This window comes from Mucilaginibacter sp. BGA-UO-ETr-C110 (assembly GCF_059567985.1).
Genome location: NZ_JCAQPB010000002.1, coordinates 1953752 through 1967688, shown reverse-complemented (window position 1 = coordinate 1967688; position 13937 = coordinate 1953752). Strand labels below are relative to the sequence as shown.

Here is a 13937-nt window from a genome sequence, read left to right as displayed (position 1 = left end):
ATTAAGATGATCAAAATATTAGCTAACGATGGTATAGATCCAATTGGTAAGAAATTGTTGGAAGATGCCGGATTTTTTGTTGATACCAACAATATACCTCAGGATGAATTGCCTGAAAAATTAAAAGAGTACGATGCCATCACCGTGCGCAGCGCAACCAAAGTTCGCAAGGCTTTAATTGACGCTACACCTAACCTGAAAGTAATTGGTCGTGGTGGTGTTGGTATGGATAATATCGACGTAGAATACGCCAGGGAAAAAGGTTTGAGCGTTTATAACACGCCTGCTTCTTCTTCCTTATCAGTAGCCGAACTGGTGTTTGCCAGCTTATTTGGCGCTGTACGCTTTTTACATGACAGCAACCGCAAAATGCCGGTTGAAGGCGGTGCCAAATTCAACGATCTGAAAAAAGCTTATGCTAAAGGTATCGAGCTGCGCGGTAAAACATTAGGTATTGTAGGTTTTGGCCGTATTGGCAGGGAGGTAGCAAAAATCGCTATCGGTGTTGGTATGGATGTATTAGCTTATGACCTTTTTGATTTTAACCCCGAGCTTGACATCGTTTTAGGCGGTGGCACTACGGTAAAAGTAGCTGTTAAAAAAGCTACGCTTGACGAGGTGATCAAAACAGCCGACTTTATTACGCTGCATACACCATTCATTGACAAAGCCCTTTTAGGCGCCGAAGAACTGGCCCAAACCAAAAAAGGTGTTGGTTTGGTGAACATTTCACGTGGCGGCTTAATTGACGAGCTGGCTCTGATAGACGCTTTAAACAGCGGACAGGTTTCATTTGCGGCTCTTGACGTATTTGACAATGAACCAACTCCGCGCGAAGAAATATTAAAACACCCTAAAATTTCCCTTACCCCGCACATTGGCGCTGCCACCAACGAGGCCCAGGAACGTATAGGTGTTGAATTGGCCAATCTGATCATTGACCATTTCAAAAAGTAAAAGTAAATACGAGGTTTACAATTAACGCAAATAGCCGGGATCAGTAAATGATCCTGGCTATTTTGTTTTTGGTTGGTTTGAGTAGTGACCTCTGAAAAGATTGGGCTGTCACCCTGAGCTCCGTCGAAGGGTAGAGTGCAAAGGCCACACCACTATGCTTCGACGGAGTTCAGCATGACAGCCATCGCCAAAAAGCCCGGGGCCGTGCGATTCCTTCCCTCGGGAAGGGGAGGAAGGGGTTTATGGAATAGGAACTTGTTTCAGGACCCCACAGGACAGGTTAACCTTCATGCTGTATACCCTGGTTTATGGGATGCCGAAAGAGTTGCTGTTTATAAAAGCCTGCGTTATTTAAAGCCTTACGAAGTTTTTAAAACTTCGTAAGGTTGACTACATCTCGACAAGTTTTTTATATTTTCCATAATTTTTGTACTTATAGGGATACGGTTACCATTTTTTAAAGTTTTTGATAGGCGGGCCAACGCGTTTAAAGCCATGTTCTTCGCGAAATCGGTCTTGTTGTTCCTCAGTCATGTTTTTGGCTGTTCCTTCGCTTAATTTGGTAAAAAATTCTTCCATTTTGCCTGCCGGCTGAAAAAACTGCAGCAGTCTGCCTTCTGTATCGCCAATTTTGGCAAAGCTATGAGGTACCATCCTGGGGCCAAAAACGCTGTCGCCTGTCTTGGCATGGTAGGTGGTATTTCCAATTCTGATCAAAAATTCACCCTGTAATACGTACCACCATTCATCCTGCGTAAAATGATAATGATGTGAGGGGCCGCCTTCCTTAATCCGCGTAGACTCAAAAACATAAATGTCACCATCGGTATCTTTTGTTGACACTTTGGAATAAAAGGTATCTCCTTCTAAAAGCGAAATACCCTTTTCGGTCCGGCTTTTACCTGCTTCTACCATAAACCCGCTATTTACCCTTAATTTGGAAATAGTTTTAGCAAGGAGGGGGATTGGGCTTGCTGCAATTGCACCCAAAGTAAAGCATGATTTGAGGAATGAGTTGCGTTTCATAAATGTGATTTTATCAGGTTTGGCTTTTTAGTGGTCTTGCCCAGATTAGCCAATTAACAAATTGACTGTCAGTAGTAAACAGGAATAGGTAACAGTTAAAAATAAGACTAAATGATTTAGTTTACAAGTATTATTTTCTTTGTTGCTTAAAGACTTACGAAGTTTTTAAAACTTCGTAAGTCTGGCTACGCCTCGACGCACTTCATATTCTCCTTAATTTTTCGTATATTTATAATAATAGCAGCCCGGGTCTCTTTTTGAAGAGATCCGGGCTGTTTAGTTAAGGATAAAACAAGGCCAAAAAACGACCATTTGGTATTTAGTTATTTGATAATCAATTATTTAATACTTTTTAAAGTTTTCAAAACTGCTTAAAACTGCGTTAAAATTTGTTAAAAAGTGTTAAAATGAGGGTTTTTGAAGCAGTTTTAGAGCGATTTTCATCCAATTTCGGGCAGAAAAGTGTTAAAATTAAAGGTTTAAAAAGTTTTAGGGCAGGATTTGTATCTTAGGGTTTTCACCATGATCACGACATGGAACCAAACCAACAAAAAATAATTCTGGAATCGGAAAGGCTGCTCTTCCGGCTGCATACCCTTGATGACATGGACGATTTTTGTGCCATGGAGCAGGATCCCGAAGTACGGCGGTATGTAGGCGGTAAGCCCCGCACCCGGGCAGAGGCCGAAGACAGGTTTATTAATGGCCCCATGCAGCCCCATGAAGGTTTCTGGGCCATGTGGGCTACCATATTGAAGGTAGGTGATCAATACGTTGGCAGATGCGGCTTATATCCTCACTATGGCCATAATGGCGAGATCATAGCAGGGGATGCCTCCATGGGGCTTTATATTGCCTATCCATACTGGAGAAATGGCTTTGCTACCGAGGCAGGCCACGCCCTGATCAGCTTTGGGTTTAATGACCATCACCTCAAACGCATTGTTACCATGATAGAGGTAGGGAATGATGCTTCTGTTCATGTTATTGAGAAGTTGGGTTTTACACTTACCCAAACAGAACATAGCGGTCACCGGTCATTTTACCATTATGTACTTGAAAATAATTGATATAATATTGGGGTAAGTAGAAAAGGCAAAAAATTACTGATTTTCAACTCCAATATATTTTATATACTGAGATTCAGTTGGATATACACTTGAAATGAGCAGCCTTATTTTAGTATTTACTTTTAAACTATCTGGATGACGTAGAGAAAAATCGCTGTTTACCATCTTCCCATCATAATTGTATTGTATATCTACTTCAGTTCTATCAATTTTAGGGTGTTGAAACCCTGTAACTTTGGCAATAACAACCACTGTATGTTTCATTGCTTTTTCTCTTCGTAATAGGCCATAGGAAACTGCAATAAAACCAAAACAAAAAAGTGCCCGACTAACATGCTTGCGAGTTATAGGATCCATCAATATAGCCATAGTATTAATGATCAGCGTTTAGCTATAAAGATAATTAAATATTAATTAAAGCATGTAAACTACATCTTTCTCAGGTATAGTAACGGTATAGCCATTCTGTTCCAGGTCGTTAGCCAGTAGTTGCATGCTTTCGGTTTCGCCATGTACCAGGAAAACGTTTTTAAGCTTTGATTTGTCCTGCTGTTTTACGTTCTCCAGCAGGTCATTATGATCGCCGTGGGCACTCAGTACGTCAGTTTGTTTGATGGTTGCATACACGGCCAGTTCGCGGTCTTTGATGTGTACTATGGAGTCGCCACGCAACAAACGGTGACCTAAAGTACCTTTGGCGCAATAGCCTATAAAAAGTATGGTACAGTAATAGTTCTGGATATTATAAAACAGGTGATCCTGGATGCGGCCACCCTCCAGCATCCCTGCGGATGAGATGATGATACAGGGCTCGTAATAATTGGAGATCTGGCGGCTATCCTTTAAATTTTCTATATAGGTGAGGTTTTCGAACTCAAACTCGTCGCCTTTGTCTTTGTAGAAATCCTGGGCATCCTGGTTTACCAGACTATGGTATTTCCGGAAAATACCCGTCGCTATGGTCGCCATAGGGCTATCTACAAACACCTTAACCGGTGGCAGCAAACCCTCGCTGAAGATCTTGTTAAGAGAGTAAACCAGTGATTGCGTACGACCGATACTAAATGCGGGTATAATTAACCGCCCCTGTTCTTTGACACATGCTTTATCAATAACCTCAATCAGGGTTTGTTCAACAGACTTGTCTTTAGTGTGGTAGCGCCCGCCATAAGTTGATTCAGAAACCAGGAAATCAACAGGAGGTAATTCCTGCGGATCATTTAATACCGGATAGTTTTTCCGGCCGATATCACCGGTAAAGGCAATAGACTTTTCCTCCCCGTTTTCGATAATACGTAGCACTGCCGATGCTGCGCCCAATAAATGCCCAACCGGTATAAAAGTGAGCTCAATATTGCCGTTGATGCGGAAAGGCCGGTTAAAACCAATGGTCACAAAGCGATCAACTGCATCCATCACATGTTTTTGCAGGTAAAGGGGCTGAGGACCTCCGCCGGTATTGAATTTGCCTTTACCGCGTTTCCTATGGCCTTTACTAGCCTTATTCATGAAAATGCTAACTGAGTCAAGCAGTAATAGCTCGGTTAAGTCGGCAGTAGGTGGGGTGCACAGGATCTGGCCGTTAAAACCGAGCCTGATGAGTGTTGGCAAATTGCCCGAATGATCAATATGCGCGTGTGTTAATATCACTACGTCGATCTCTTCGGGGCGAAAAGGGAAGTTCTCGTTATCCTGTATGCTGCGGTCTTTCTCGTAATCTAATCCGCAATCCACTAAAATCTTATATCGGTCAACCTCCAGCAAATGCATGCTGCCGGTTACCTGCCGGGCTGCCCCGTGTATGGTTAATTTCATTTTTATACGTGGTACACTTTTTAGGTTGTACGTGTTACGTTATACGTATTACGTTTTTGAGGTTGTTGTATAACGTTATACGTGGTACGTTAGTTTATATGTTATAGCTATTACGTTTGTGGTGTAATATAATAATTTGTAAATCTGTTTTTTTTGCTTTTTACGTATTACGTAAAAAGCACAACGTAAAACATCTTCGATAAAATAAGCGAAAGTTAGCCATTCTGCGCATCAAACTGTAACTGGTTCAGATAGCGATAAAGACCTTGCTCGTTGCTAATCAACTCCAGGTGATTACCACATTCAATGATCTCGCCTTTTTCCAGTACGATGATCTTATCAGCTTCGCGAATGGTTGACAGGCGGTGTGCTATGATAATGGATGTACGATCCCTCATCAATTCTTCCAGGGCTTCCTGCACCAGGCGTTCTGATTCAGAATCCAGGGATGAAGTAGCTTCGTCCAGTATCAGGATAGAAGGGTTTTTAAGCAATGCCCGGGCTATAGCGATACGCTGACGCTGCCCGCCGGATAGTTTAACACCACGTTCGCCCACAACGGTCTCATAACCTTCAGGGAAGGAAGTAATGAACTGGTGAGCGTTGGCACGTTTAGCAGCTTGTATAATATCTTCTTTCGATGCGCTGAGCCGACCATAGGCTATGTTCTCGGATATGGTTCCGCCAAAAAGCATGACATCCTGGGGTACAATGGCTACCTGGTTGCGGATATCGGTAATGGAAAAATCTGAAGCAGCACGACCATCGAATAAAATGTTACCACTTTGAGGATGATAAAATTGCAGGATAAGCGATGCCATAGTTGATTTACCGGAGCCACTTGGCCCAACAATAGCCACCTTTTGTCCGGCAGCTGCATCAAACGAAATGCCCTTTAAAACTGTCAATTCCGAACGGGAAGGATAGGCGAATACCACATTTTCAAATGCCAAGTTGCCTTTAATTTTTTGATCTACCTGGTTATTGTTTTCAACCATGTGGATGTCTTCGCCTTTTTCGGCTAGTATTTCCAGTACACGTTCACTCGCGCCGACAGCTTTTTGCAAGTTGGCATACAGATCAGGGAAGGTACCCATAGCGGCTCCTACAAATATGGAGTACATGATAAAAGTGGTCAGGTCGCCTACCAGGATCTCGTGGTGGCTCACCAGTACCGAGCCATACCATATGACACCCACAAAGGTGCCAAACAAGCAAAATACAATGAACGACGCGAATATGCCGCGGAATTTGGCACCTTTTACGGCTATGTTCACTACCATGCGTAAAATTTTATCATAGCGGGTAGCCTCGTAAGCTTCGTTCACAAAAGCTTTAACGTTGGCAATACCCTGCAGGGTTTCCTCAACAATGGTATTTGATTCGGCCAGCCTGTCCTGTGCCTGACGTGATAGTTTGCGGATATATCTTCCAAAAAATACAGCGAAGCCGACAAGAAAGGGAAGGATGGCCAGTAAAGCCAGGGTTAACTTAATAGATACTACGGCCAGCAAAATAACGCTGCCTACCATGATCACCAATTGCCTGATGATCTCGGCAAAAGTAGTGGTTAAAGTATCCTGTATCTGTGAAAGATCAGCTGATATGCGGCTGTTCAGTTCACCAACACGGCGGTTGGCGAAAAAGTTCATTGGCAGGGTGATCAGCTTAAAATAAGTATCGCGACGGATATCAGCCAATGACTTTTCAGCCACTTGAACAAACCAAACCACCCGGAAAAAGGAAACAAAGGCCTGTCCAAACAATAACAGAAAGCCGGCAAGAGCTATAGCATTAAGGCTGTGCGGTAAATAGCTGTTAGGATATTTGCCTTGCGCGGCATCGATCAAAGCACCTAAGATTTTAGGAAAAGCAAGTCCTACAAGACTGGATACAAACAAAAATATCAGTCCGGCTATAAATTTGCCCCGGTAAGGTTTAATGTAGTTGAGCAGCTTACGGATGTTCTGTATGCTCTGCCGGTTTATTTTTGCTTTTGGTAATTCTGCTTCTGCTTTAGCGCCACTATTCAGTCGTCCTCTTGCCATGTATACATTTATAGTTAAGATCGCAAAATTACACCTTAACTTTACTTTTTTTGCTTATCAGAAATAAAATTGACGCAATCATGAGAACAATGATCAAAATATAGACGTACTGCATGGTATCGGCCTTTTGAGCGCTGGCTTTTAAAACAGCGTTTTGCTGCCTTAACTTGCTGATCAGGTTGATATAATTCTGATTGATGGTTTCTGCCTCTTTGGAGTGACTTTGGATCTGCCTTTGCTGAAAGGCACGGTATTCCAGCAGGATCTTGAGCTCTTTATAAATGTTATCGTCAGTTTTAACAATATCCATCAAAATATCGTTCGACCGGCGGATATCGCTTTTTGTTTGCAGGCCGAATATCCCGGTATGTTCATTCAGACTCTGGCTGTACTGGCCAAAACGTACTTTGCGCATATCCAGCATACTGTTTATTTTTTTTCGCTGCAACTGATAAGCGATGGAATCGGCACTTACCTGCGCGTTTGTTTGCGCTTGTAAATCAGTAAACAAAAAAAGGATGATGCCGATCAATAAGAATTTTTTCATAATGATAATACTACTGAAACTCAATGATTACTTTATCATTCAAATTTAAACCTAGTAAGCCACTGGCGTTACCTTTATTAATGGCTATCTCCAGGTGATCGCTTATACCAAAAAGGCATAATTTTTCACCAACGGGTACTTCGTTATAATGCCAGCTCAGGTGGTTGATGGTTTCGTTCCGTTTAAAGTTCAACACGAATTTACGCCCCTGCTGTACGCTATTGAAAAATTCCTTGGTGATGTTGGTGATCACATTTTGAAACGAATCGATATAGATAACCACACCCTTGATCAGGTTTTTTTCGATAACAGGTTGCAGGTTCATCTTATTTTCAATGTCCTGCACCGGGATGCCTATCTCATTAAGCTTACCGCCTTTAGCCAGGTGGCATGCCGCTTTTACAAAAATATCCGCCAATGGGAAATGTAAAAATTTAAGATCCTGCATAATGTTTATTTCAACGATCTCCTCTGGTGTTTCTTTAAACATCAGCGAAAAAATACCATTATCGGCACCAACAAAATAATGATTTTTATATCTTACAGCCAGAAATTTGGTATGATCGTTATAAACTGTATCAATACCAATGAGGTGTACGGTGCCGTCAGGGAAGTAGTAAAAACTGTTTTTTAGTATAAAGGCCGCCTGCTGTACATCAAAGGCGGCAACGTTATTGGTAATGTCAACAATATTCACTGTGGGCAACAATTTGTAGATGCTGCCTTTCAATGCAGCCTGGTAAATATCTTTATCGCCCAAATCAGTAGTTAATGTTATTATTGCCATTAATTTTATAATATTTATTGCTAATCTTGTAGTAGCATTTGAAGCTACAAATATTCAATTTTTAATTCATAAAAATCCGTAACTAAAAATCAAATTAGTATTGAACGAGCTAAAGCTATCAATTGAAAATGTAAATCCGGCAGTATTGTGGGGGCCAAATAATGATCATTTTGAGATCATTAAGAAACAATATCCTAAGCTTAAAATAGTTGCGCGTGGCAGCGAAGTTAAAATTCTGGGTGATGATCACGAACTGAATATCTTTCAGGAAAAATTCGATCACCTGCTACAACACGTAGAGAAGTTCGAAAACCTGAATATTACCGACCTGGAGCGTATCCTGGGCTCAAAAAACACAAACGCACCATCAACAGATCAGACAACAACTGATAAATTTGCCAGTGGTGAAGTGATTGTTTTTGGGCCAAACGGCGTAATGGTTAAGGCGCGTACAGCCAACCAACGCAAAATGGTTGATTGCATAAACCAAAGCGATATACTTTTTGCCATTGGGCCTGCGGGTACCGGTAAAACCTATACAGCTGTAGCCTTGGCGGTAAGAGCGCTCAAAAACAAGGAGATCAAAAGGATCATTTTAACCAGACCGGCGGTTGAAGCAGGGGAGAACCTTGGCTTTTTACCTGGCGACCTGAAAGAAAAGATAGATCCTTACCTGCGACCTTTGTATGACGCGCTTGATGATATGATCCCGGCAGAAAAACTAAAGTTTTACCTGGAGAACCGTACCATTGAGATAGCTCCGCTGGCATTTATGCGTGGTCGTACGCTGGACAATTGTTTTGTGATATTGGACGAGGCTCAAAATGCTACCGATATGCAGCTTAAAATGTTTTTGACCCGTATGGGGCCATCGGCCAAATTTATTGTTACTGGTGATGTTACCCAGATCGATTTACCAAAAAAACAGCAATCGGGTTTGCATACTGCTCTGCGCATATTAACTGATATAAAAGGAATTGAAATTGTTTACCTGAGCGGCGAAGACGTGGTAAGGCACAAACTGGTACGTAAAATACTGGAAGCCTACGGGGATATACAATAGGGAAAGGTTCATAGTTCATGGTTGATGGTTCATAGTATTTTTGCAAATCATCCATGAACTATGAACTATCAACCATGAACTAAAAAGAATGAACGCAATAAAAGAAACACATTTTAACTTACCAGGCCAAACTAATTACTACAAAGGCAAGGTACGTGATGTTTATACTATCGATAATAAATACCTGGCCATGGTAGTTACCGACCGCATCTCGGCTTTTGATGTGGTGCTGCCAGAACCAATTCCATATAAAGGACAAGTGCTTAACCAAATAGCGGCCCGTTTTTTAGAGGCTACTGCTGATATTGTACCCAACTGGGTGATATCAATACCCGATCCAAGTGTTACTATTGGCCGTATTTGTGAACCTTTTAAGGTGGAGATGGTGATCCGTGGTTATTTAGCAGGTCATGCCTGGCGCGAATATAGTGCGGGTAAAAGACAAGTTTGTGGTGAAAGCCTGCCCGAAGGTTTAAAGGAAAATGATATCCTTCCTGAGCCCATTATAACACCTACCACCAAGGCATCTGTTGGGCACGATGAAGATATATCCAAAGCAGAGATATTGAAACAAAACATTGTTTCGGCCGATGATTACGCTCAGCTGGAAGCTTATACCAAGGCCCTGTTTAAACGCGGGACCGAAATAGCCGCTAAACAGGGGCTGATACTGGTTGATACCAAGTATGAATTTGGTAAGATTGACGGCCAGATATACCTGATTGACGAGATACACACACCCGATTCATCAAGATACTTTTATAAAGAGGGTTATGAAGAGCGTCAGCAAAAAGGGGAGGCTCAAAAACAGCTTTCTAAAGAGTTTGTGAGGAAATGGTTAATTGAAAACGGCTTCCAGGGTAAAGATGGTCAGGTTGTACCGGTTATGACACCCGAAATTGTGCAATCCATCTCCGAACGTTACATTGAGTTATACGAACAAATTATTGGCGAACCCTTTGTAAAACCTGATAACGAAAGTGTGCTTAACCGCGTGGAAACAGGCATCAAAACAGGGCTAACAAATTTGTAGTTTTTTAATTCCCCGTAAAATTATTCATATCTTAGCTTTCTAATTATTAATAGGAATGAAATTTACTGTCGATAAGCACGAGAAATATATTTTAGTGAAGCTTAATGAGTCAAAATTGAACTCATTGGTTACACCTCAATTAAAATCCGAGTTGATATTGATCAATACTGAAGGTCAGCGAAATATAATTCTTGATCTTTCACAGGTAAAATTTGCAGATTCTTCTGGTTTAAGTAGCTTATTAGTAGGTCACCGCTTATGTAAAAATGCTACAGGCTTATTTATCCTGGCAGGTTTAAATGACGCGGTAGCCCGTCTGGTAACCATATCGCAATTGGATAATGTACTAAACATTGTACCTACAGCCGAAGAAGGTATCGATCTTATTTTTATGGAAGAGATTGAAAAAGAGCTGAAAAAAGAAGCAAGATAAGCCTTATGATTGTTTACCCTGTATGAAATTTGAGGTAACAATATTGGGGAGCAGCTCCGCGACACCCATTTTTAACAGAAATCCCACATCACAGGCGCTTAATATCAATGAGCGCCTATATTTAATTGATTGCGGCGAAGGTACCCAACAACAAATGCTGCGTTTTGATATTAAGGCCAGCCGCATTGATCATATATTCATTAGTCATCTTCATGGCGATCATTATCTTGGATTGGTAGGGTTATTATCTTCTATGCACCTAAACGGACGTAAAAAAGCCCTTTACCTTTTTGGCCCGGCCCATCTGAAAGAAATTATAGACCTGCAGTTTAAATATTCAGAAACAACACTGCAATTTCCGCTGGAGTTTACGGCTATTGATGCGCAGAAAGCTGAAGTGATCATCAACAATAGTGATGTTATTGTAGAAACCATTCCACTTGATCACCGTATTGCCTGTACCGGCTTCCTTTTTAAAGAAAAGAAGCGTTTGCGCAAGCTGATAAAAGAAAAGCTGGAAGATCTGAATGTTCCGGTAGAGTATTATACTGCTTTAAAAAGGGGAAATGATTATACTTCGGCAAGTGGCGTGGTGTATAAGAATGATACTTTAACTACCGATTCTCAGGCTCCCAAATCATATGCCTATTGCTCAGATACGCTTTATAATGAGCAGTATTTTGAACAGATCAGTAACGCTACGCTGCTTTATCACGAGTCTACATTTTTAAATGATATGCTTGATAGGGCAAAGGAAACACATCATACCACAGCTTTGCAGGCAGCAGAGATTGCCTTAAAAACTCACGCCAAAAAACTACTGATCGGACACTTTTCTGCCCGGTATAAAACCCTGAATGAATTACTTGACGAGGCCAGAAGTGTTTTCCCCGAAACAGAATTGGCCATTGAAGGGAAGACATTCGCGATAGAATAGAGGCAAGAGATTAGCGTCAGGAATCAAGACCGGATATAACAAAAAAAGCAAACGAACATCGTTTGCTTTTTTTGTTGGGATGGTTTACACTGTAAACCCATTTTTTTGTGATTTTTTTATTTAAAACATTGATTATCAATTATATAAATAAATGTAAACCATAAAAAGTGTAAACCATGTAAACCCACTTTTTGGTGAGCATTCGCAGTCTTGATTCCTGACTCTAATCTCTTGATTCTTAGCTTAGTCTTTCTTACCACCAAAAACCGAGAAGCTTACATAGCGTTTTGGATGTGCTTTCAGGTCAATGAACAGGTTATTCAGGTTATTAGATGCATCAGTAAGGTTCTTGTACATCTTGTCGTCATTCATCAATAAACCTAAGGAACCCTGGCCATTGTTGATCTTGGCAATGGTAGCCTGCAGGTCAGCCATGGCTTTATTGGCATTGTCTAAAGTCTGTTTAATATTCGCGGATGCGATATCATTACTCACCTTTTCAAAGTTGGCAGTCATACCGTTTAAATGGGTAGTGCTGGTTTTTAAGCTGCCTGACACCACTTCTGCATTGGTTAATATTCCATTGATATGGCCTGATTGTGAAGCTACCAGGTTATCAATTTTTTTAGTAGTACCCTCCAGCGTTTGCAATGAATTGGCAATACTCATAAAACTGCGATCGACATTCTTTTGGAAGTTAGGGTTCAATATTTTGTTGATAGCCGCCAGTGACGAATCCATTTTTGATATCAGCATTTCTGCTTTTTTCTGTATAGGTTGCAGGCTTTCGGCCAGGCTTCCCTGTATATCGGCTTTTAAGGTATCTTTATCTTCCGCAGCTACTTTACTGTTGCCCAGTTCAAAAACAATGGCCTTGCTGCCCAAAAGATCGGTGCTTGATAATTTAGCCAGGGTGTTATTAGGTATAACATAATCGGGGTCGATCTTAAACTCTACAATAGTATGCCCATCAGGTTGCAATTTCATGCTGGATACGCGTCCTATCTGGAAGCCGTTAACCAATACCGGCTTTGCTAAAGCAAGGCCTTCCACACTTCTGTAAACCGCGTAATATTTGTTTGAACCCGAAAAAACATCATTACCGCGCAAAAAACTATATCCTAATATCAATATAGTAATAGCTATAGCTGTAAGGGCCCCTATTTTTGTTTCGTTTGAGATTTTCATTCAGTAGTGGTTTTCGGGTTAAAATTGTTTTTCTATTTTGATTTGTTGATGTTACTTTTATTTGATTTATAGAACAGGTAAAGCTATTTATATTACTTTGAAACCTGCTCCACCTCATTTTTAAAATTGGTTAAAGCCCGTACAATAGAGTTGACGATTGTATTTTGTCCATCCTCTGAATTTAAATAAGCCTCGTCATCAGGATTATTAATGTACCCGGTTTCTACCAAAACAGATGGCATAGAACTATGACATAATACATAAATACTCTGGTCTCTTATACCTTCACTTGGCCTGCCGTCTGTTTCAACAAACTCTTTGTTAAGCAATGTGGCCAGATTTATACTTTGCTGCCTGAATTTTCTTTTATACTCGTTTGTTAAAATAATAGTTATTGGGTCGTTAGGATCTAAAGCTCCTCCATCAAGTTCCGCCTCACCCTCAACCTGGTTCCTTTTGATCTCATTTTCTGCCTCTCTTGTACGTTTTAATGCATAAACCAATAACAACACACCTTTACCTGAACGATCCGGAACCAAACTTGTTTTATAAACCGGTTTATGATGTTTAGTACCTACTCTTCTGCTTACGCGTCTATCCGATAAAGAATTACAATGTATCGAAATAAAAACATCCCCTTTATTTTCATTGGCTATTTCAGCACGTCTTTCAAAGGAAACATCATCTTCATTACTACGTGTAAGCACTGCTTTTACGCCTCCCATATCTTTTTCTACAGCTTTTTGCAATTTTAACGCAATTGCAAGCGTTACATTCCTTTCAGTAGAATATTCGCCTGATGCGCCGTGTGAAAAATGACCTACATTACTGGAAGGTTTACCTCCGTGGCCGGCATCAATAATAATAGTTTTGATCTTGAAACCAGTGTTATTTATAACCGTATCTTTTTTTATGAAACCATAAGATGTGACCGGAAAATATGAAAGGAGTGCCAGTAATACCGAGAAACTATAAATCAATCTTTTCAATGCCCTATTTTTCATTATTTTTGAACGCTGTTAACTTTATCTGC

14 protein-coding genes are annotated in these 13937 nt (G+C 40.8%); 6 read left to right on the top strand and 8 right to left on the bottom strand.

Going from position 1 to position 13937, the window contains the following annotated elements:
* Positions 1-6: 6 nt before the first annotated feature.
* Positions 7-957, top strand: a complete 951-nt coding sequence (locus AC57BQ_RS09195) for a D-2-hydroxyacid dehydrogenase (protein WP_496405983.1) — start codon at positions 7-9, stop codon at positions 955-957.
* A gap of 447 nt (positions 958-1404) precedes the next feature.
* On the opposite strand, the gene AC57BQ_RS09190 is transcribed toward AC57BQ_RS09195, so the two are convergent.
* Positions 1405-1983: a cupin domain-containing protein gene (locus tag AC57BQ_RS09190; protein WP_496405982.1), complete on the bottom strand. Its 579-nt coding sequence runs from the start codon at positions 1981-1983 to the stop codon at positions 1405-1407.
* A gap of 533 nt (positions 1984-2516) precedes the next feature.
* On the opposite strand from AC57BQ_RS09190, the gene AC57BQ_RS09185 reads away from it, so the two are divergent.
* On the top strand, positions 2517-3053 hold the full coding sequence (locus tag AC57BQ_RS09185) for a GNAT family N-acetyltransferase (protein WP_496405981.1): 537 nt from the start codon (positions 2517-2519) through the stop codon (positions 3051-3053).
* A 33-nt stretch (positions 3054-3086) separates the two neighbouring features.
* Here AC57BQ_RS09185 and AC57BQ_RS09180 read toward each other — a convergent pair whose 3' ends face one another.
* The 5 genes from AC57BQ_RS09180 to AC57BQ_RS09160 all read right to left on the bottom strand — a co-directional run bounded on the left by AC57BQ_RS09180 (position 3087) and on the right by AC57BQ_RS09160 (position 8250).
* Positions 3087-3410 carry a hypothetical protein gene (locus AC57BQ_RS09180; protein WP_496405980.1) on the bottom strand — a complete coding sequence of 108 codons (324 nt, stop codon included), beginning with the start codon at positions 3408-3410 and terminating at the stop codon, positions 3087-3089.
* A 57-nt stretch (positions 3411-3467) separates the two neighbouring features.
* Positions 3468-4868, bottom strand: coding sequence for an MBL fold metallo-hydrolase (locus tag AC57BQ_RS09175; protein ID WP_496405979.1), 1401 nt, complete (start codon positions 4866-4868; stop codon positions 3468-3470).
* A gap of 215 nt (positions 4869-5083) precedes the next feature.
* Positions 5084-6916 (bottom strand): ABC transporter ATP-binding protein, encoded by a 1833-nt coding sequence (locus AC57BQ_RS09170; protein WP_496405978.1) that lies wholly within the window; start codon positions 6914-6916, stop codon positions 5084-5086.
* 28 nt (positions 6917-6944) lie between these two features.
* Positions 6945-7463 (bottom strand): hypothetical protein, encoded by a 519-nt coding sequence (locus AC57BQ_RS09165; protein WP_496405977.1) that lies wholly within the window; start codon positions 7461-7463, stop codon positions 6945-6947.
* 10 nt (positions 7464-7473) lie between these two features.
* A complete protein-coding gene (locus AC57BQ_RS09160; protein ID WP_090468029.1) occupies positions 7474-8250 on the bottom strand; it encodes an SAM hydrolase/SAM-dependent halogenase family protein in 777 nt (258 codons plus the stop codon).
* Positions 8251-8350: 100 nt separating this feature from the next.
* Here AC57BQ_RS09160 and AC57BQ_RS09155 point away from each other — a divergent pair, with 100 nt between their 5' ends.
* The 4 genes from AC57BQ_RS09155 to AC57BQ_RS09140 all read left to right on the top strand — a co-directional run bounded on the left by AC57BQ_RS09155 (position 8351) and on the right by AC57BQ_RS09140 (position 11716).
* Positions 8351-9313: a PhoH family protein gene (locus tag AC57BQ_RS09155; RefSeq protein ID WP_090468027.1), complete on the top strand. Its 963-nt coding sequence runs from the start codon at positions 8351-8353 to the stop codon at positions 9311-9313.
* A gap of 88 nt (positions 9314-9401) precedes the next feature.
* Positions 9402-10346, top strand: a complete 945-nt coding sequence (locus tag AC57BQ_RS09150) for a phosphoribosylaminoimidazolesuccinocarboxamide synthase (protein WP_496405976.1) — start codon at positions 9402-9404, stop codon at positions 10344-10346.
* A 55-nt stretch (positions 10347-10401) separates the two neighbouring features.
* Positions 10402-10779, top strand: a complete 378-nt coding sequence (locus tag AC57BQ_RS09145; protein ID WP_076378832.1) for an STAS domain-containing protein — start codon at positions 10402-10404, stop codon at positions 10777-10779.
* A 22-nt stretch (positions 10780-10801) separates the two neighbouring features.
* Positions 10802-11716, top strand: coding sequence for a ribonuclease Z (locus tag AC57BQ_RS09140; protein WP_496405975.1), 915 nt, complete (start codon positions 10802-10804; stop codon positions 11714-11716).
* Between the two features lie 243 nt (positions 11717-11959).
* Here the strand turns inward: AC57BQ_RS09140 and AC57BQ_RS09135 are convergent, their stop codons facing one another.
* A complete protein-coding gene (locus AC57BQ_RS09135) occupies positions 11960-12904 on the bottom strand; it encodes an MlaD family protein (protein ID WP_496405974.1) in 945 nt (314 codons plus the stop codon).
* A gap of 92 nt (positions 12905-12996) precedes the next feature.
* Positions 12997-13908, bottom strand: a complete 912-nt coding sequence (locus AC57BQ_RS09130) for an N-acetylmuramoyl-L-alanine amidase family protein (protein WP_496405973.1) — start codon at positions 13906-13908, stop codon at positions 12997-12999.
* Positions 13909-13937: the final 29 nt, after the last annotated feature.

Coding starts and splice junctions, on each gene's coding strand:
- AC57BQ_RS09135 (WP_496405974.1), bottom strand. CDS start 12,904: ATGAAAATCTCAAACGAAACAAAAATAGGGGCCCTTACAGCTATAGCT.
- AC57BQ_RS09185 (WP_496405981.1), top strand. CDS start 2,517: ATGGAACCAAACCAACAAAAAATAATTCTGGAATCGGAAAGGCTGCTC.
- AC57BQ_RS09175 (WP_496405979.1), bottom strand. CDS start 4,868: ATGAAATTAACCATACACGGGGCAGCCCGGCAGGTAACCGGCAGCATG.
- AC57BQ_RS09180 (WP_496405980.1), bottom strand. CDS start 3,410: ATGGATCCTATAACTCGCAAGCATGTTAGTCGGGCACTTTTTTGTTTT.
- AC57BQ_RS09160 (WP_090468029.1), bottom strand. CDS start 8,250: ATGGCAATAATAACATTAACTACTGATTTGGGCGATAAAGATATTTAC.
- AC57BQ_RS09140 (WP_496405975.1), top strand. CDS start 10,802: ATGAAATTTGAGGTAACAATATTGGGGAGCAGCTCCGCGACACCCATT.
- AC57BQ_RS09195 (WP_496405983.1), top strand. CDS start 7: ATGATCAAAATATTAGCTAACGATGGTATAGATCCAATTGGTAAGAAA.
- AC57BQ_RS09165 (WP_496405977.1), bottom strand. CDS start 7,463: ATGAAAAAATTCTTATTGATCGGCATCATCCTTTTTTTGTTTACTGAT.
- AC57BQ_RS09150 (WP_496405976.1), top strand. CDS start 9,402: ATGAACGCAATAAAAGAAACACATTTTAACTTACCAGGCCAAACTAAT.
- AC57BQ_RS09145 (WP_076378832.1), top strand. CDS start 10,402: ATGAAATTTACTGTCGATAAGCACGAGAAATATATTTTAGTGAAGCTT.
- AC57BQ_RS09170 (WP_496405978.1), bottom strand. CDS start 6,916: ATGGCAAGAGGACGACTGAATAGTGGCGCTAAAGCAGAAGCAGAATTA.
- AC57BQ_RS09190 (WP_496405982.1), bottom strand. CDS start 1,983: ATGAAACGCAACTCATTCCTCAAATCATGCTTTACTTTGGGTGCAATT.
- AC57BQ_RS09130 (WP_496405973.1), bottom strand. CDS start 13,908: ATGAAAAATAGGGCATTGAAAAGATTGATTTATAGTTTCTCGGTATTA.